The sequence below is a fragment of the Actinomadura keratinilytica genome (assembly GCF_039539665.1).
GTDB classification, from domain to species: domain Bacteria; phylum Actinomycetota; class Actinomycetes; order Streptosporangiales; family Streptosporangiaceae; genus Spirillospora; species Spirillospora keratinilytica.
In genome coordinates, this window is record NZ_BAABDO010000034.1 from 1 (window position 1) to 17,675 (window position 17,675).

Below are 17,675 nucleotides of genomic sequence, written 5' to 3' on the forward strand. Positions count from 1 at the left end.
GGCGCCGCGACCGATGCCGCGGCCGCCGAGGTCGCGACCGCCGCCGGCACGCCGGGCGTGAGCGCCGCGGCGAGCGCGCCGCCGAGCGCCGCCGCCATGCCGAATCTGACGAACGAGTGAGCAGACAATTCCACTTCCAGCCGAGGACGCGGGAAACATGGGCGCCACACTCCGGCCATTCGGGTCGCCGGTCGCGGGGTGCGTTTCCACTAGCCTGAAACGGGTTGCCGGCTCGGACGCACCACCGGAATCCGGGCGGCCGGTGAACAATCGCCGGGTCTGTCGCCCGCGGTCATACCCACCTTCCACGCCGGGGCGGCCGTATTGGCATCTTGTTGGCCGACTGATTGCCGGGCCCGGAGGAGAGGATGACGCCGGGGACCGATTCCCGGCCGCGGCGCGGAGGGACGCGGAGTGGACGGCTTCGAACGCGATCGGCTGAGCCGCTTCGGCTGGGCGCGCAAACCGCCGAACCGAATGTCGATCGAAGAACTCGAACAAGCCCTGACATTCCTGGAATCCTGCGACATGATGGACGATCCGCTGGCCCATGCGCTCGCCGCCGAGCTGGCCGCGCGCATGGCCGCCCGCGTCCTGTGGAACGGCAACGGGCGCCCGACCGCCCTGAGCTGACGGCCCCGCGGGTGGAGCGGCCGGTCCCGGCCTGTGCGGATGAGTCCGGGTGTGCGCATGACCGACCCGTCGGCCGGATCGGCAGCGGGATGCGCGATTGCCGCGCCGGAATATCGGTGACGGCATAAGCCGGAATTGCAGGAGATCGGCGCGCCGCGCCCGCCGCGGTGCGGCGTTATGTCTGGTGCCGGAAGAGACGCCGTGCTCATCCGGCTTGCCGTCCCGGCGCCGGTTGCGGCAATTTCCGGGGGTTTTCGAAAAGGTGTGCCGCCGCGGTCCGCGCGGGGGGCGAAAAGGATGTGCCGGGCATTCGGCGCCTTGATCAAGGGAACGGTTGATCTTGTTAAAGAAATCAGGTGGCCAGGTGTACTTCGCCGCTCCGGTGTCATCCTGAGTCACGGGCCCGCCGAAACGAAACGGGCGCCGGCCGGGCGGTGTTCGCAACACCTTTTCCCCGGCCTCATTCGTTGTTCTCGGAAGTCACTCGCCGGTGAGTTCTTGTCTTTGAAGGGGTGCGCGAGATGGGAGCCCAGGGGCTGAGTGCGAAGACCGCTCCGCAGCGGACCGGGCGGACCGCCCCCGCGACGTCGGCGCTTTCCACCGAGGAAATCGAAGCCGATATCGCCGCCCTTCCGGCCGTTTCCCGATCCGCCCGGGGCGGACGGCGCGGAAGTGTCTTCTTCTCATTCTGCCTGCCCGCGGTGGACGGGGCCGCGATGACGCTCGCGGCCCTGGCCGCGGGGGCCGCGCGGCCCGTCGCGGTATTCGGTGCGGCCGCCCTGGCGATCGCGTCGTGCGGCCTTTCCGGCGCGCTCTACCAGTGCCGCCGGGCGCTTTCCCTGGTGGACGACCTGCGGGCGATGATGATCCCCGCGCTCGTCGCCGGGATGGTGGCCGCACTGGCTTTTCTCAGCAGCCCGTGGACGCCTTTTCCCGACACCTGCGCGCTCGGCCTGCGGGTCGCCTTCCTGTTCTGCGCGACGGCGCTGGCGGCCCGGGCCCTGTGCTACGCGGCGGTGCGGGCATGGCGCAAGAAGCGGATCACCGCGCCGTCCGCCCTCGTCATAGGAAGCGGCCCGTTCACCGGCCACGTGCTCGACGTGCTGCAGCGACACGCCGAGTTCGGCCTGCGGCCCGTGGGGCAGCTCGTGTGCTACGGATCGGTGCCGCAGGCGGACGGGCACCCCCGCGTCCTCGGCGGCCTGCTCGACCTGCGCCGCGTCATCGGGGCGCACGGTGTCACCACCGCGGTCATCGTCGCCGAGGAGGTGCCGCGCCGCCACATCGAGGTCGTGGCGAGGGTCTGCGGGGCGCTGGGCTGCGAGGTGCTCCTCGTGCCCTCGACCGTGGAACTCATCTCAGGTGCCGGGGCGCGCGCTGAGCATCTGCGCGGCATCCCCTGCGTGGCGATCCCGCACCGCCCCCACGGGCTCCCCTCGTGGTCGGCCAAGCGCGCCTTCGACGTCCTCGTCGCCGCCCTCGCCCTCGCCGCCGTCTGGCCGCTCATGGCCGCCTGCGCGATCGCGGTGCGCGTCGAGGGCGGCCCCGGGGTGCTGTTCCGGCAGCGCCGGGTCGGCGCCGGGGGCCGGACCTTCATGGTCCTGAAGTTCCGCACGCTCAAGCCCGCCGACGAGAAGGAGTCCGACACCCGCTGGAGCGTCGACGGCGACGACCGCATGGGGCCGGTCGGGCGGTTCCTGCGGCGCTCCTCCTTGGACGAGCTGCCGCAGCTGTGGAACGTGCTGCGGGGCGACATGAGCCTCGTCGGGCCGCGCCCCGAGCGCCCCCACTTCGTCAAGCGGTTCTCCGACGAGTACACCGGCTACGCCATGCGGCACAGGGTGCCCGCCGGCATCACCGGCTGGTCCCAGATCCACGGGCTCCGCGGCGACACCTCGATCGAACTGCGCGCCAGGTACGACAACCACTACATCGACAACTGGTCCTTCTGGGGCGACCTGAAGATCCTGCTGCTGACCCTGCAGGCCGTGGTGAAGGCGCCGTGATGAGGACGGCGCTCGTTCCGCCCGCGCTCATCGCCGCCACGGTGGTGTGCGTGTGCCTGCCCCGGGGGCCGGCCGACCTGGACGCGGCGGTGCAGGTGACACCGGCCGACGTGGCCAGCGCCGCGCTCGTCGCGGTGGCCGTCCTCGCGGTGGTGCTGGGACGGCGCAGGCTGCCCCCGCGCGCGCTCGTCGCCTTCGGTCCGCTGATCGCCGCGCTGGGCGTGACGACGGTCCTGTCCACCGACGTCGAGGTGAGCCTGGTGGGGGCGGCCCGGTTCCTGCAGGTCTTCGCGCTGGTCCCGCTGGCGGTGATGCTGGCCGTCCGGGAGCGCCGCCATCTGGTGCTGGTGTGCGGGGCCGTGCTGGCCGCCGGGCTGTTCGAGGCGGTGTACGGGATCGTCCAGGTGGCCACGGGCAACGGCGCCTCCTTCGGGGGGCGCGGCGTGCGGGCCGTCGGGACGTTCGGCGCGATGGACATCATGGCCCTGGCGACCATCGTCGGCTACGGGCTCGTCATCGCCCTGGCGTTCCTGCTGACGTCACCGTCCGCACGGCGGTCCGATGCGTCGTCCAGACGGAGGGCCGGGGCGCTCACCGCCTTCCTGTGGTGCGCGTTCGGCGTCCTGGCGGTGGCGCAGGCCCTGGCGCTGAGCCGGGGCCACTGGATCGCGGTGGGGGCCGCCCTGACGGTGATGGTGCTGCTCTACAGCCGCATGCTGGCGCTGCGCGTCGCGGTCTGCGCGGGCGCCGTCGCGGTCGTCATGGTCGGCGGACTGGGGATCGCGTCGGGCACGCTCGTGGAACGCGCCCGGTCCATCACCGAGACGACCAGCACCCCCGACCAGTCGGTGATCGACCGCTACAGCCTGTGGAGCACGGCCGCCGGCATCTGGCAGGACCACCCCGCGTCGGGGGTGGGGGTCAAGAACTTCGCCGCCTACCGCGACACCTACGCGCCGCTCCAGCTGTCGGCGGCCAGCGACACCGCCGACTCGGTCAACGGCTTCGTCCGCCAGCCGCTGCTGTCACCGCACAACGAGTACCTGCTCATCCTCAGCGAGCAGGGGCTGCTGGGGTTCGCCGGGTTCGCGGTGCTGGTGGCGACCCTGCTGTGGGGGCTGCTGCGTCCGCCGGGCGGCTCCCTCAAGCGCGCGCGCCGAGACCCGCTGTGGCTGGTCGCGGCCGGGTTCATGACGGCGCTGCTGGTCGATTTCCTGTACGGAGACCTGGGAGGGCCCACGTCCGTGCTGACTTCGGTGATGATCGGGCTGACCGCCGTGATCGCCCTCGGCCCGCCGTGGGCGGACGGCGCCGCCGGGCCCGGGGGAGCGGGAGCCGCACGTCCCGGCGGGCCGACGGCCGGGGCCGCGCCGCGAGACGGCCGCCGCGCGTCTGGAGGCGCCGATGACGGCCGTTGAAGCCGCACCCGTACGCAGGGTGTCCATTGGGCGCGCCACGGCCCTCTCCGGCCTTCTCATCGGCGCGGGGACGCTGCTGGGGTTCCTGCGCGACCTGACCCTGGCGCACCACTTCGGGGCCACCAGCGGCACCGACGCGTTCCTGGTCGGCTGGACGATCCCCGAGACGGTGTCGCCGCTGCTGATCGAGGACGCCATGGCGCTGGCGGTGACGCCCGCCATCAGCTACGCCCTGCACCGGCACGGCGGCGTGCGGCCGCTGGTGGCCTCCGCGCTGTCCCGCCTCGCCGCCCTGCTGGCCCTGACCGCCCTGCTGACCGCCGTGGCGGCGCCGTACCTGGTCGCCGTGCTCGCCCCCGGCCTGGATGACCCCACCGACGCGATCCGCTGCGTGCGGTTCACGTCGCTGACCATCCTGACGTTCGGCATCGCCGGGTTCATGGCCGCGACCCTGCGCGCCTACCACTGCTTCGGCCCGCCCGCGGCTATCTACGCCGCCTACAACGTGGGCATCCTGGCGATGATCGGGGCCTTCCACGGCCCGCTCGGCGTCACCAGCGCGGCCCTGGGCGTCGCGATCGGCAGCCTCCTCATGGTCGCGGTGGTGACGCCGACCTTCGCGCGCTGCCTGACGCCGGCCCGCACCTCCGCCCGGACGGGGCGGGGCGGGGCCGACGGCCAGGCGGCCATCGTGGGGCTGGCCGCTCTCGCGCCCATCGTCATCTGGAGCCTGACCCGCCAGGCGCAGACGCTGGTCGAGCGGTTCCTGGGGTCGTCCCTGGCCGAAGGCTCGATCTCCTACCTCAACTACGCCCAGAAGGTGGCGCAGGTGCCGGCGATGCTGGCGCTGCTGCTGGTGACGGTGACGTTCCCCCGGCTGGCACGGGCGTCGGCCGACGGCGACGTGGGGCAGGTCCGCCGGCGCATGGAGACCGACGTGGTCGGGGTGGGCGCCATGGTGCTGTGCTCGACGGCGTTCCTGGTGGCGTTCGCGCCGTCGGTCATCTCGATCCTGTTCCAGCACGGCCGCTTCACCGAGTCCGACACCGACACCACCGCGCTCGTCATGCGCGTCTACTCGCTGGGCCTGCTGGGGCAGGCGATGGTCGCCGTGGCCGGACGAGGGTTCTTCGCCCACCGCACGCCCCGCTGGTACCCGGTCCTGTGCGTCGCCGTCGGGCTGGTGGTCACCGCGGTCGTGGGCGTTGCGACCCTGGGCGTGTTCGGGGTGGCCGGCCTCGCGGCGGCCAACGCCCTGGGGATCAGCGTGGCGGCCGTGCTGCTGTTCGTGGGCATGCGAACGCGCGTGGTACCGCTGTCCCTGCGCCGCACCGGGAAGGACTTCGTCACGCTGCTGTTCGCGACCGCGCCCGCCACAGCCGTCGGGTACCTCCTGCAGGAGGGGCTCGCGGAGCGCATGCCCCCCGTCCTCCTGCTCGTGCTGGGGGGCGTCGTCCTGCTCGCGGTCTTCGGTACGGCGCTGCTGGTGGCGTGCGCGTACCGGGGGTTCACCAATTCGGCGCGGGGGGCGGCCACAGGAGAAGGAACGAGCCCGTTGGAGTTCTACTTCCCCTTCGTCGTTCGGGCCACCAGTCGTGTCGTCAGTCGTCTTGATCGAGGGGGAGTCCGGTGATCCAAGGGCAGCCGGTGGGGCGAGAGCAGCAGGTGGGACAGCAGCCGGTGCGGCCGCGCCGGTCCGGGGAGCAGCAGCCGCAGGAGCGGCAGCCGGCGGAGCGGCAGCCGGAGGAGCAACGGCGGCCGGCGGACGGACCGCGCACGCGAATGCCGTGGATTCTGATGTACCACTCGGTGGGCCGCACCGACGACGACCCGCACCTGATCACCGTGTCACCGGCGCAGTTCACGCGTCAGATGCGCTGGCTCAAGTCGCGGGGCCTGCGCGGGGTGAGCATGCGCGAGCTGCGGCGCGCCGAGAACGGCGGGAGACTGCGGGGCCTGGTGGGCCTGACGTTCGACGACGGCTACGCCGACTTCGCGGTACGGGCCGTCCCCACGTTGCTGCGGTTCGGGTTCACCGCGACCGTGTTCGTGGTCGCCGAACGCATCGGTTCCTACAACACCTGGGACGAGGGGCCGTGCAAGCCGTTGATGACAGCGGACCAGATCTGCCAGGTGCGCGCCATGGGCATGGAGGTCGCTTCACACGGGCTGCGGCACGTCTCCCTCCCGGACACCGACGACGACGAGCTGTGCACCGAGCTGCGCCGCAGCCGCGCACTCCTCGAAGAGGTCATCGAGGAACCGGTGACCGGATTCGCCTACCCCTACGGCCACGTCGGCCCCCGTGAGATCGACGCGGTACGCGCCGCCGGCTACGACTACGGGTGCGCCATCTGGTCCGACACCTACGACGTGCACGCCCTGGCCCGCACCTACATCGGCGAACGTGACGGCGGTCTGCGCATGCGGGTGAAGGTCGTGCGGCACCAGCTGCGGTGGAGGACGCGGATATGACCCGGGTCCTGCACATCATCACCGGGCTCGGACGCGGCGGCGCCGAGCGGCAGCTGCTGGACGTGGTGCGGCACACGGCCGGGCTGGTCGACCACGAGGTCGCGGTGCTGACGCCGCCCGGCCCCGTCGCCGCCGCACTGCGGGACCACGGCGTGCCCGTGCACGAGGTCGGCATGCGCGGCAACCGGGACCTGGCCGCCCTGCCCAGGCTCGTACGGCTCATCCGCGCCGGAGGCTACGACGTCGTCCACACCCACCTCTACCGGGCGTGCGTGTTCGGACGCATCGCCGCGCGCATGGCGGGAGTGCGGACGATCGTCGCCACAGAGCACTCCCTGGGGCACGGCCACATCGAGGGCCGCGCCACCACGGCCGCGGTGCGGATGCTGTACACCGCCACCGAACGCCTGGGCACGCTCACCGTCGCGGTGTCCCCGACCGTGGCCGAACGCCTGTGCGGCTGGGGCGTGCCCCCCGACCGCATCACGGTGATCCCGAACGGCCTCGACGCGGATGCGTTCGCGTTCCACGCCGAGCGGCGCGCACGCGTCCGCGCACGGCTCGGCCTCGACCCGGACGCCTTCGTCTTCGGCGCTGTGGGGCGGCTCGTCCCGACCAAACGCTTCGACCTGCTCATCCGGGCGTTCGCGTATCTGGACGATGGGCTGCTGCTGATCGTGGGGGACGGCCCGCAGCGCGCGGCGCTCCAACGCCTCGCCGACGGCTGCGGCGCGGCAGGGCGGACGATGTTCGCGGGGGACACGGGCCACGTGCCCGACATGCTCTCCGCCATGGACGTGCTGGCCGCGCCCTCCGAGCAGGAGACGTTCGGCCTCTCCGTCATCGAGGGCCTCGCCGCCGGACTCCCGGTCCTGTACACGGCCTGCCCCGCCCTGGACGACCTGCCGTCCGGGATGGTCCCGCCCCAGGCCAGGCACGTGCCCACCGGGCTGGGGGCCTGGCGGGCGGCACTGGCCCTGTGCCTGAGCCAAGGCCCCACGCGATGGCCCCCACCCGAAGCCGTGCAGCACTACGACATCCGCGTCCACGCGAAGGCGCTTGCCGAACTGTATGAGACCCACCGCCACCGCCCGGGCAACAGGGCCCAGGCGGCGGGGGCGCCGCGACAGTACGAAAGGGCGGAGAATGCCGGACTCTAAGTCCATCGACCGCGAACGGCCCGAACCCAAGCCGTCCCGGCTGAAGGCGCCCCTGGCGCTGGTGGCGCGGAGGAGGACACCGCGCCCGGACGGCGAACGCTCGCGGCGGCCCTGGCCGAAGCGGTCCGGGCAGCGGTCGGGCGTATGGCGGTTCGCCCGCCACCTGGTGTCGCGGGCGGCGCTGTTCGTGCTCGTCGTGCTGCTGGGAACCCTGGGCGGCCTCGTCCACGCGCTGGTCAAGACCCCGGTCTACAAGGCGACCTCCCACGTCATCGTGGTGACCGAGCAGAAGGGCTCCGACCAGCTCGCCGTCAACTTCGCCCAGGCGTACGGCAGGCTCGCCGTCCAGCGGCAGACCCTCGCGTGGGCCGTCAGCCCCGCGGTCCCCCGGGGGGCGAACCCGACCAAGCACGTCCAGGCGTCCACCTCGCCCGACACGCCCCTCATCCAGCTCACCGGCTCGGCGCACACCGCCGACGCCGCCGTCGCCTACGCCAACGCAGCCGCCGACGCCCTGGTCCGCTACAGCGCGGTCCGCTCCCAGGAGACCGGCGTCCACGCCGCCCTCATGGGCGCGGCGGACCGCCCCACCGCGCCCGCCTCGCCCAACCTCCTGCTGAGCCTGGCGATCGGAACGGCCACCGGCATCCTCCTGGCCGGGCTGCTGGGCACCGTCGCCTCCGGCATACGGGGGCAGTTCCGCGAGTACCGGCGCCTGCACCCCGAGCAGTTCCGGCAGCCCGCCGAACCGGCCGAGACGCGTACCGAGCCCGCCCGGCAACGCGCCCACCCGCGACGACGCAATGGGCGGGCCCAGGGCAAAGGGGCCGTGCCCAAGAAACTGGCCGCGCGCTGACACGCGCCATCACGCCGAATTCCACTGTGCTTCGGGGGCAGCCACATGACCAGCCAGCAAGAACCGATCCGCGTTCTGCACGTGTCCCAGCCGACGGACGGCGGCGTCGCCGGCTACGTCACGCAGGCGTGCCGTGACCAGACGCGCCGCGGCTGGGAGGTCGCCGTGGCATGCCCCGTAGAGGGGACGCTGCCGGGCAACCTGCGCGCCCACGGCGTCCCGCACATCCCGTGGAACGCCGGGCGCGCACCGGGCCCGAAGACCCTGGCCGAGTCCCGGCAGCTGCACGCCATCATCGGACGCTACCGCCCGCACATCGTGCACCTGCACTCGTCCAAAGCCGGACTGGCCGGCCGCATGCACACGACGCACGGCACCCCCCTCATCTTCCAGCCGCACGGGTGGTCGTGGCTGGCGGCGCGCGGTGCGCAGCGCACGGCCAGCATCAGATGGGAACGGTTCGCGGCCCGACGCGCCAAGGCGGTCGTGTGCGTGGGCGAGGGCGAACTGCAGCAGGGACGCCAAGCCGGGGTGGACGCGCCCTACGCGCTCGTGCGCAACGGCGTCGACCTGCGCCGCTTCCAGCAGGCCGACGCGTCCGCACGGGGCGCGGCACGCCGCCTCCTGGACGTCCCCACGGACAGGCCGCTGGCGGTCTGCATAGGCCGCATCACCCGGCAGAAGGGCCAGGACGTCCTGACCGCCGCGTGGCCCCGCGTCAGGCAACGCTGCCCCGACGCACAGCTGGTGATGGTCGGCGACGGCGACATGCTGCGCCGCGTGCGCGCCTACGCCATCCACGGCATACGGTTCGTCCCACCGGTCGCCGACCCCCGCCCCTGGCTGGTCGCCGCCGACGTGGTGACGATGCCGTCGCGCTGGGAGGGACTGCCGCTCGCCGCGCTGGAGGCACTGGCCGTCGGCCGCCCCCTGGTCGGCACGGACATCCCAGGGCTCACCGAGGTCGTCACCCCCGACGTGGGGGCGCTCGTGCCCCCCGAAGACCCGGCGGCGCTGGCCGCGGAGGTCGCGCGCAGGCTGCTGTCCCCGGAACTGGCCGAGATCGAGGGGAAGGCGGCCGCCCGGCGCGCCGCCGACTTCGACGCCGCGCGGACCTTCGCCCAGCTGGCCGCCATCACCCAGGACCTCGCCACCGCCGCGTACCCGGTGGCAGGCGCGCCCGGGACCGCCTGCGGGCACGGACCCGTCGCTCAGCCGGTGGCCCGCCCCGCCTCCGCCAGTCCTCTGGCGGAGGCGGGGCCGGGCGTGGGTGCGGACTGATGGGTGCGTGCTGATGGATGCGGGACGGACGACCTCAGGGCGACCGCGGCACGTTCGGCGACGCGGTCGGCGATGCCGCCCGGAACGAGCCCAGCAGGTCGGAGGCGCGGCCGAACAGCGAACGGTAGACCTCCGACGACCGCGGGTTGTCGGCGCAGCGCCACACCCCGTGCGGGCAGTAGTCGGAGATCGTCTGGTACTCCGCCCCGTGCCGGGTCATCCAGTCGAACATGTCCCGGATGTAGTCCGGGTTATCGGAATTGCGGAACAGTCCCCATTCGGGGAAGGAGATCTTCTTGCCGTGCGCGCGGGCGAAGTCGACATGGGCCTGCAGGCCGTAGGGCTCCTTGACGAACTCGTCGAAGTCCTTGCCGACGGGCTGGTCGTAGACGTCCATGCCGATGATGTCCACCACGTCGTCACCCGGATAGCACTCGGGCCACGCGATCGCGTCCATGCCCCGGCTGGGCGTGAAGTCGAACTGGAAACGCGCCCCCTTCACCGAGCGCATGGCCGCGACGATGCGCCGCCAGTAGATCTTCCACATCTCCGGGTTCGGCGCGCACCGGCCGGTGTAGGTGATGCCGTTCATCTCCCACCCCAGCACGATGATGGTGTCCGGCGCCCCGGCGTCGACGAGCCGTTCGGCGAGCCGGATGAAATGCATGTCGAACGCGCCCGTCGCCCCGCCCCGCAGCAGCGCCGAGACGACGTCGTCGGGCAGCGGCAGCTCGTTGGGCGCCAGCATGGGGACGTTCACCACGAGCTTGCGCCGCGGATCGGCCGCGCGCCATTCCCCCCACGACCTGACCAGATTTCCGGGTCCCTCGATTCCCTTCCAGGTTTCCCCGGGCAGATACGTGTGCCCCACGGTGACCGGTGCGTTGAGCCATTGCTCGAATTCGGCGAGCCGTTCCACCCCGGCGGCGCCCGATCCGACGAACGCGCCCAGGGGAACGGCATGGCCCCGCGCGGCGGGCGTGCCTCCCGGAGCGGCCGGGTTCGCCGGACGGGGCGAACTGCTCGCGACGGTCGAGGCCCGCGCGGAATGCGGGCCCTTCGGTACGGCCGAACTCCCCGGAGCGGCCGGATCCAGCGCCACCGAAGCCCCGGTGCGAACGGCCGAATCGCCTATCTGACAACGCATCCCCACCATCGTCACGGCCCACACCGCGGCGGCCATCGCCGCGGCCAGCAGGCCCCGGCCGAGCCGCCGCCGGAAGCGGCGGTCGCGGGAACGCGGGAAAGGGCCGTCGTCATGGCGGGCTGTCCCGAAACTCATAGCTGGGTTATGCCCTTTGTCTCCCCGCCACGGGCAATGAGATCACCAAGCCTTCGTCGGACGGCTTTTCTGGGAGTGAATATGGGGCTGAATGTCAACTGTCCGGTTCCCGGCATTATGGGGCGGTATTTTGGGGGGCGGTGCCGATGAGCCGCCGCGAACCCGTCGCCGCCGAGTTCGACACCGGATTGCCCGTCCTGGTGCTGCGCACCGACGCCAACATCTTCCACCACGGCACCATGGGCGTGATCCGCTCGCTCGGCCGCGCCGGCGTGCCGGTGCACGCCGTCCTGGAGAGCGGTGCCGCACCCGCCGCCGCCTCCCGCCACCTGCGGCAACGGCACCGCTTCGGCCCGTCCGCACCCGACGGCGCCCCGGCCGCGCTGGTCGCCCACCTGAACCGGATCGGGCGGCGGATCGGCCGGCCCGCGCTGCTGGTCCCCATGGACGACGGCGGCGCGATATTCATCGCCGAGAACTCCGCCGCGCTCGCCGAACGGTTCGTCTTCCCCCGGCAGGAACCGCGGCTGCCCCGGACGCTGGCGAACAAGTCCGCGGTGGCCGCAAGATGCGCCGAGGCCGGCGTCGCCTACCCGGAGATCCGCCTTCCGCTGTCCGGTCAGGACGTCGACGAGGCGATCAAACAATGGGGCCTGCCGGTCATCGCGAAATGGGCGAAACCCTGGCGGCTCGGTCCGGGGCAGCGCAGCACCACCGTTCTCCGCACGCCCGAAGACGCGCACGCGCTCTTCGCCGAGGCCGCGGCCCGGCCCGCCGCCGGACCGCTGATCCTGCAGCGCGCGATCGTCTCGCCGCGGGCGGTCGACTGGTTCTTCCACGGATACTTCGACGACGCCTCCCGGTGCCTTTTCGCGGGAACCGGACGCAAACGGCTTTCGTGCCCGCCGGAGGCCGGGCACACCGTGGTCGGGGAATGGCTGCCCAACCCCGAACTGGAGGAGATCGGGCGCACCCTGGGACGCGTCCTCGGCTACCGCGGCGTGCTCGACCTGGATTTCCGCCTGGTGCCCGAGTCCGGCACCTATTACCTGCTCGACTTCAACCCGCGGCTCGGCGCCCAGTTCCGGCTGTTCACCGACCGGCGCGGCCTGGACCTGGTGCGCGTCATGCACCTGGACCTGTCCGGCCGCCCGGTCCCGTCCGTCCAGCCCGCCTACGGCCGCACCATGCTGGTCGAGAACCACTACCTGCGGCCGTCGGTGCTGCTGGCCGCGGCCGGAATGCCCAGAATGCGGCTGCTGCGCACGGCGGAGGAATACGCCTGGCTCGCCGCAGATGATCTCAAGCCGTTCCTTCTCATGGGGGCGCAAAGCGTCATCCGGGCGGCGGAAAAATTCGCCGCGCCGAGGCTTTCCGGGGCACGGCGGGGTAGGAGCGCGGCGTCCGAGGGAACGCAACGGACGGTCAGCGCCTGACCCGCCGGCAGTAGGCAAGGAAAACGGGGGAACACATGTACGACTCGGTCATCGACGTGCTCGTCGTCGGCGCCGGTCCCTATGGCCTGTCCGTGGGAGCCTACGCGCGTCATGCGGGGCTGCGAGTGCGCGTCATCGGCACGCCCATGGACTTCTGGCGCAACCACATGCCGGCGGGGATGTATCTGAAGTCCGAACCGTTCGCCTCCAGCCTGGGCAGTCCCGTCCCCGGCCTGACTTTCCGCGAGTACAACGGCGGCTGGCCGGAGGGGCTCCCCATCCCCCTCCACACCTTCGTCAGCTACGGCCAGTGGTTCGCCGAGCAGGCCGCCCCCGATCCCGAGCCGTCGCAGGTGCTCCGCGTCGAGGGAGACCCCGGCCGCGTCTACACGGTCACGCTGTCCACCGGAGAGGAGGTCCGCACCCGCGCCGTGGTGATGGCCGTGGGCGTCGGCCCGTTCGCCCACGTGCCCCGCCGGCTGGCGCCGCTGCCCACCACCCTGGTCACGCACAGCGTCGTCCACCGCGAGTTCGACCGGTTCGCGGGGAAGGAGGTCGTCGTCGTGGGGGCGGGGCAGTCCGCCCTGGAGACGGCCGTGCTGCTCGCCGACTGCGGCGCCCGCCCCGTCGTGCTGGCGCGCACGCCGCAACTGGCGTGGAACTCCCTGCCCGGCAGGACCGGCAGCCCCCTGCAGACACTGCTGCGCGGCCCGCAGTCGGGCCTGGGACGCGGCTGGCGCACCTGGGTGTGGTCGGAGCGCCCGCAGACCGTCCGGTACCTGCCCGCGCGCGCCCGGCAGCACATCGTCAAGAACACCCTGGGCCCGGCCGGGGCCTGGTGGCTGCGCGACCGCCTGGACAGCCGCGTGGGGCGGATGCTGGGTCGCCACGTGGTGGACGCGGCCCCGCACGGCGACCGGGTGCGCCTGATCGTCGAGGACCGGCGCGGCGACCGCACCGATGTGCGCGCCGACCACGTCATCGCCGCCACCGGCTATGTGCCCGACGTCGACCGGATCTCCGCCCTGCCCCCGGAGCTGCGGCGCAGGCTGCGGCGCACCCTCGCGTCCCCGGCCCTGGACGCCCACTTCCAGTCGTCGCTGCCCGGCCTGTACTTCGCGGGCCTGACCGCCGCCGCCACGTTCGGCCCGGTCATGCGGTTCGTCCACGGCGCCGACTTCGCCGCCCGCCGCATCGTCGGCCACCTGGCCGAGACGATCGGCGCGGGCACCGTCCGGCCGGACATGGCCGCCGCTCCCCGCGACGCCACCATGCTCCGCTGACCGCCGCGCCGGGGCCCGGGCTCCTGCGCGGCGGCCCCGGCGCGCCTCGCCGGTACGAAATACCTGTCGTACTCTCCACAATTTTGTGGACCGTCATGCCGGTGTCGGATAACCGCGGCGGTCGAACGTGGACCGCGTCTGCAGAATCGTGCGGAGCAATGCCCGGACGGGGTTGTAGTGTCGAGGCATGCGAGCCAGTCGAGACCAGCTTCGGCAGACATGGGAGCGAGCACGTGACGATCTTCATAAGAGGCTCCGGCTGACACCGATGCAATCGGCCGACCGCAGGGCCCTGGCGCGCGCCTTCGACGTCTACCACGCCACCCTGGTGGCCTGGCTGACCTGCGAGTATCCCACGCTGCGAGATATGTCGGACATTTCTGGTCTGACGCATGCGGAGTGGAAACCCTCACCGGGCGGCGTCGCGTCGTGACCAACCTTACCCCACACCGCACCGCGTTCTCGTCCACTCGACGCAATCACCCGCCGAGCCCCTTCTCGAAAACCACGTCCGCCGCGACGGGCGTGCCGCTCCCGGCTTCTCCGGCGCCATAAGAATATGGCGCCCGCCGCCACAGCGAATTGCGCGTCACCCACCGCGCCCGACGGGGATCCGGGCACCCCGGCCCCACCCTCAGCCGGCCGACCGGCCCCACAAGGGCCCCGGCACCCCCCACCCGCCAAGCCCCCCGACGGCAGTGAACCTCCGAGGCGATCCCGGTCGAAGCCACCGCTTCGAGACGGGGGATCAAACCGGACCGGCCGCCCAGGACGCACCTCCTCCCAGGCCCACTCGCCCCCGCCGCCGGATGGCCGTGCCGTCCGCTTCGACCTTCACTCGGGCGGAAGGTCTCCCCCGCGCAGCCAGCGCGCCCGGATGGCATACGGGGCCGCGACCGGCGGGGGCGCCCTCCGCGACCAACGCACCCCCAGGACCGTCGCCCTCGGCACGCGCCCACGCCCCGGTCTCGGGGCCGTGCTACTGCCCCGCGAGTTCCTTCAACGCGTCCAGGCTGGGGGCCTCCTGCTCCTGAGCGTCGGCCTTGATGGCACCGCCGCGCGGGTCTTCTGGCGCGCCCTTCCACTTGCGCAGCGCCTGAAGCGGGGTCAGCCCCTCGTCGGCCGCCTCCCGCAGCCGGGGAACCCAGATACCACCGGCGTTGAAGCCGTCACTGCCGGCATCCGCACGCTTCATGTAGTAGGCGGCATCGTCGGCGACCGAGGCCCACAGGTACCCCAGCACCACATCGCCCCGCGTCACCGGCAGATACCTGACCGCCGCCACGGTCACCGCCGGGAAGTCGGTGTCGGGCAACTTCCACGGCGTCAGCGGCCCCCACCCCCTCGACCGGTCGATGGGCGTCCCATCCGTCCAAGTGGTCATTTCGTGCTGGTCGGAAAAGTCCTTGAGCGGATCGACATAACCGGGGTTGACCCGCCGTTCCGAACTCTCCAGACTCGGCGCCTCCTGCTCGGGGGCATCGGCCGCGATCCGACCCCCCTCCGGATCCTCCGGCGCACCCTTCCACCTGCATAGCGCCTCCACGGGGGTAATCCCCTCTCTCGCTGCCGCCCTCAGGCGCCTCGACCAGACGAGACGGGCGCGAAAAGCCGCCTCAGGACCGTCCAACCGACGGACGAAACTCGCGGCGTTATCGTGCACGGCGCCCCACAGGCAACCAATCTCCTCCCCCTGGAGAGGGACCACGAAATAGCGCACAGACCCCGAAGGTCGGATCCGATAGCCGGTCAAACACCGGCCAACCGGCCATCAGCTCTCACCCTTTCACTTGGTGCATTGCCGAGTGGACTGGTCTGCACCTTATGTATCCTCCTCGTCGCCCCTGTTCAGCAGCATGCCACCGGGGGGCGGCAGCAACCGGCTCAGACGGCGCCGTGGCGAGGCCGCGCGGTATGGCATCTACGGCACTTCGCGATAGGCGTCCCTAGTCGCGCGAGGCGCCTTCCGGCCAGATGACCTGCACGGGCAGGTTCCGGTCACGTGCGGCTTGGACCACGTCGGCGGTTCCGCCGAAACCCCTCGCGGGCTTCCCGTCCCACACGGCCCAGAGGCGATCCGCCAAGCCCAGCATGAACTCGCTGGCCGCCATGTGGGCCTCGCTCGTCGACTCGACATAGGGCAGCCGGTGAACCTCATCCGCGGCGGCCAGCAGTCGGTCATAGACCGGATAGTGCTCTTGGGGAAGGCCGTCCCGGTACTCGGACGCGGGGACGACGGCGATGAGCGCGCCCCCGTGGTCGAGGACGGCCTGGGCGAAAAGCGCGTCGGCGCCATCGGCCAGGCAGGAGATTCCGATCACTGCCCCGAGTTGCTCGTCCAGCGCCTCGTGCAGCGCACGTGAGACGAGGGCCTCGGTCTCGGGTGGCAGCAGGCGATGCCCGGTGATGGCGATGCGCATGGGGTCCTCACGCAAGGGTCGTCCTAAGCCGATCATCGAAGCGGACGATGGCCGGGCTGAGCGCTCCGCCGTATCGGTAGCGGAATCGGCGGGCCTGCTGGAGGACGCGCTCGGACTGGTAGCTGATCCCGATGTCCAGCGCTCCAAGAGCAAGAGAGAACGCCTGCTCTACTTCACCGCGCTGACACATCGCGGTTGCAACCTCCAAGCTCGTCAGAGCGGCCTGCTTCGGTGCGGGCTGATTTGTCGGCAAGGAGTCGGCGAACGCCTGCATCGCCTCCTTGCCGTGCCCGAGCCGTACGGCGACCGAAGCGCGCGTTCTCGCCAACTTCGCCGAGTCGAACGGGTACACCCAAGGCCACGGGGGCGGCCCGTCTGCTTCGGCGATGGCACGCTCGGCCCGTCGAAGAGCCTGGGTCGCTTCTTCTTCGTCCGGGCGCGGGCCGGAGGCGTGGGCCAGAGCCTCCAGCGATGCCAACCAGGCCGTGGGAGTCCCTCTGCCGGGCGTCTTGTCGAGGTATCCGCGCGCTTCATTGATCATCGCCAGGCCGAGGAGCGGATCGGACGCGGCCTCGATCTCGAAGGCAGCCAGGCTGCCCGTCATGTAGGCGGCGAGCAGGTCGTTGTCGGCAGCCCGCGCGGCGGCGATCGCCTGTCGGTAGTAGGAGCGGGCGCTGCCGAGATCCAACATGTCCATGGACAGCCACGCGGCGAATCCGGCCGCCTCGCTGACGGCGGCGGCAACAGGGGCGGAGTGCGGGCCAGCGCCCTGATACGCCTTCACCGCCATCTCCAGGTGCGCTCGCACGCCGTCGATGAGGTCGCGCGATCGGAAGGTCGCATCAAGACGACGCTGCTGCCCGGTGATCGTGGTCAGCGTCTGGGCCGTGCTCTCGTTGGTGACCTTGGTGGTGTTCGGAAGCGGCAGGACGGCAAGGAAGGCCATCGCGCCGAACTGTCTGCGATTCGTGGGAATGCCCTCCTTCTTTCCTTCGTCGGGATCGCCGAGTCGAAGAAGTTCTACGGGGATGCCGAGGCGCCGCACGATGACGCGAACCTGTTGGAGGGTCAGGGACGTTTCCCCGCGGATCACCTTCGACGCCCAACTCTGGGTGTAACCGACTGCCTCCGCGAGGTCGGTTTGACTCCATCCCCGGGCCTTCCGGATCTCCTCCATGAGGGTCGGTATGTCGCAGACGGCGAGCGCCTGGGCGACAACCGGATGAGACCAGAACTCAGGTGGCTCCACCGAATCTACGTTAAGCCAATGCGGCCCGAGTGTGGCCTAGTCCGAGCCGGAATGGCGGTGCAGGAATCCCAGTAGCGACCGTCATACGACCTTCCTGCGCAGTCGGCGACGCGTGACGATCGGTGACACTCCGTGTTGGCCTGCGCTTATGGAGCCGTCGTGATCGTTATCGCTCG

15 protein-coding genes are annotated in these 17,675 nt (G+C 71.7%); 11 read left to right on the top strand and 4 right to left on the bottom strand.

Annotated elements, in window-relative coordinates; genetic code table 11:
• The first annotated feature begins 414 nt into the window (after positions 1-414).
• From ABD879_RS13805 to ABD879_RS13840, 8 genes are all read left to right on the top strand, one after another.
• Complete coding sequence (locus ABD879_RS13805; protein WP_345021312.1) at positions 415-633, top strand: hypothetical protein; 219 nt, start codon at positions 415-417, stop codon at positions 631-633.
• Positions 634-1,349: 716 nt separating this feature from the next.
• On the top strand, positions 1,350-2,639 hold the full coding sequence (locus ABD879_RS13810; RefSeq protein WP_345021314.1) for a sugar transferase: 1,290 nt from the start codon (positions 1,350-1,352) through the stop codon (positions 2,637-2,639).
• Positions 2,639-4,057 carry an O-antigen ligase family protein gene (locus ABD879_RS13815; protein ID WP_345021316.1) on the top strand — a complete coding sequence of 473 codons (1,419 nt, stop codon included), beginning with the start codon at positions 2,639-2,641 and terminating at the stop codon, positions 4,055-4,057. The genes ABD879_RS13810 and ABD879_RS13815 overlap by 1 nt, the downstream gene beginning before the upstream one ends.
• Entirely contained in the window at positions 4,044-5,690 is a 1,647-nt protein-coding gene (gene murJ, locus ABD879_RS13820) for a murein biosynthesis integral membrane protein MurJ (RefSeq protein ID WP_345021318.1), read from the top strand. Before ABD879_RS13815 ends, murJ begins: the two co-directional genes overlap by 14 nt.
• Positions 5,687-6,532, top strand: a complete 846-nt coding sequence (locus ABD879_RS13825) for a polysaccharide deacetylase family protein (RefSeq protein WP_345021321.1) — start codon at positions 5,687-5,689, stop codon at positions 6,530-6,532. Before murJ ends, ABD879_RS13825 begins: the two co-directional genes overlap by 4 nt.
• Entirely contained in the window at positions 6,529-7,692 is a 1,164-nt protein-coding gene (locus ABD879_RS13830; protein WP_345021323.1) for a glycosyltransferase, read from the top strand. The genes ABD879_RS13825 and ABD879_RS13830 overlap by 4 nt, the downstream gene beginning before the upstream one ends.
• Positions 7,679-8,548 carry a YveK family protein gene (locus ABD879_RS13835; protein WP_345021325.1) on the top strand — a complete coding sequence of 290 codons (870 nt, stop codon included), beginning with the start codon at positions 7,679-7,681 and terminating at the stop codon, positions 8,546-8,548. The genes ABD879_RS13830 and ABD879_RS13835 overlap by 14 nt, the downstream gene beginning before the upstream one ends.
• A 45-nt stretch (positions 8,549-8,593) precedes the next feature.
• On the top strand, positions 8,594-9,829 hold the full coding sequence (locus tag ABD879_RS13840) for a glycosyltransferase (protein WP_345021327.1): 1,236 nt from the start codon (positions 8,594-8,596) through the stop codon (positions 9,827-9,829).
• Positions 9,830-9,863: 34 nt separating this feature from the next.
• Here the strand turns inward: ABD879_RS13840 and ABD879_RS13845 are convergent, their stop codons facing one another.
• A complete protein-coding gene (locus ABD879_RS13845; protein ID WP_345021329.1) occupies positions 9,864-11,012 on the bottom strand; it encodes a glycoside hydrolase family 26 protein in 1,149 nt (382 codons plus the stop codon).
• A 245-nt stretch (positions 11,013-11,257) separates the two neighbouring features.
• Between ABD879_RS13845 and ABD879_RS13850 the strand changes: the two genes are divergently transcribed.
• The 3 genes from ABD879_RS13850 to ABD879_RS13860 all read left to right on the top strand — a co-directional run bounded on the left by ABD879_RS13850 (position 11,258) and on the right by ABD879_RS13860 (position 14,263).
• The gene (locus ABD879_RS13850) at positions 11,258-12,547 is read left to right on the top strand and encodes a carboxylate--amine ligase (RefSeq protein WP_345021333.1); all 1,290 of its coding nucleotides are present in this window, start codon (positions 11,258-11,260) and stop codon (positions 12,545-12,547) included.
• Positions 12,548-12,582: 35 nt separating this feature from the next.
• Positions 12,583-13,830: an NAD(P)-binding domain-containing protein gene (locus ABD879_RS13855; RefSeq protein ID WP_345021335.1), complete on the top strand. Its 1,248-nt coding sequence runs from the start codon at positions 12,583-12,585 to the stop codon at positions 13,828-13,830.
• 268 nt (positions 13,831-14,098) lie between these two features.
• On the top strand, positions 14,099-14,263 hold the full coding sequence (locus ABD879_RS13860; RefSeq protein ID WP_345021337.1) for a hypothetical protein: 165 nt from the start codon (positions 14,099-14,101) through the stop codon (positions 14,261-14,263).
• Between the two features lie 546 nt (positions 14,264-14,809).
• On the opposite strand, the gene ABD879_RS13865 is transcribed toward ABD879_RS13860, so the two are convergent.
• From ABD879_RS13865 to ABD879_RS13875, 3 genes are all read right to left on the bottom strand, one after another.
• The gene (locus ABD879_RS13865; protein WP_345021339.1) at positions 14,810-15,376 is read right to left on the bottom strand and encodes a hypothetical protein; all 567 of its coding nucleotides are present in this window, start codon (positions 15,374-15,376) and stop codon (positions 14,810-14,812) included.
• A 400-nt stretch (positions 15,377-15,776) separates the two neighbouring features.
• Positions 15,777-16,250 carry a hypothetical protein gene (locus ABD879_RS13870; protein WP_345021341.1) on the bottom strand — a complete coding sequence of 158 codons (474 nt, stop codon included), beginning with the start codon at positions 16,248-16,250 and terminating at the stop codon, positions 15,777-15,779.
• Between the two features lie 7 nt (positions 16,251-16,257).
• Entirely contained in the window at positions 16,258-17,499 is a 1,242-nt protein-coding gene (locus ABD879_RS13875) for a helix-turn-helix domain-containing protein (protein WP_345021343.1), read from the bottom strand.
• Between the last annotated feature and the right edge of the window lie 176 nt (positions 17,500-17,675).

Coding starts and splice junctions, on each gene's coding strand:
- ABD879_RS13810 (WP_345021314.1), top strand. CDS start 1,350: ATGACGCTCGCGGCCCTGGCCGCGGGGGCCGCGCGGCCCGTCGCGGTA.
- ABD879_RS13815 (WP_345021316.1), top strand. CDS start 2,639: ATGAGGACGGCGCTCGTTCCGCCCGCGCTCATCGCCGCCACGGTGGTG.
- murJ (WP_345021318.1), top strand. CDS start 4,044: ATGACGGCCGTTGAAGCCGCACCCGTACGCAGGGTGTCCATTGGGCGC.
- ABD879_RS13830 (WP_345021323.1), top strand. CDS start 6,529: ATGACCCGGGTCCTGCACATCATCACCGGGCTCGGACGCGGCGGCGCC.
- ABD879_RS13835 (WP_345021325.1), top strand. CDS start 7,679: ATGCCGGACTCTAAGTCCATCGACCGCGAACGGCCCGAACCCAAGCCG.
- ABD879_RS13840 (WP_345021327.1), top strand. CDS start 8,594: ATGACCAGCCAGCAAGAACCGATCCGCGTTCTGCACGTGTCCCAGCCG.
- ABD879_RS13845 (WP_345021329.1), bottom strand. CDS start 11,012: ATGGCCGCCGCGGTGTGGGCCGTGACGATGGTGGGGATGCGTTGTCAG.
- ABD879_RS13850 (WP_345021333.1), top strand. CDS start 11,258: ATGAGCCGCCGCGAACCCGTCGCCGCCGAGTTCGACACCGGATTGCCC.
- ABD879_RS13855 (WP_345021335.1), top strand. CDS start 12,583: ATGTACGACTCGGTCATCGACGTGCTCGTCGTCGGCGCCGGTCCCTAT.
- ABD879_RS13860 (WP_345021337.1), top strand. CDS start 14,099: ATGCAATCGGCCGACCGCAGGGCCCTGGCGCGCGCCTTCGACGTCTAC.
- ABD879_RS13870 (WP_345021341.1), bottom strand. CDS start 16,250: ATGCGCATCGCCATCACCGGGCATCGCCTGCTGCCACCCGAGACCGAG.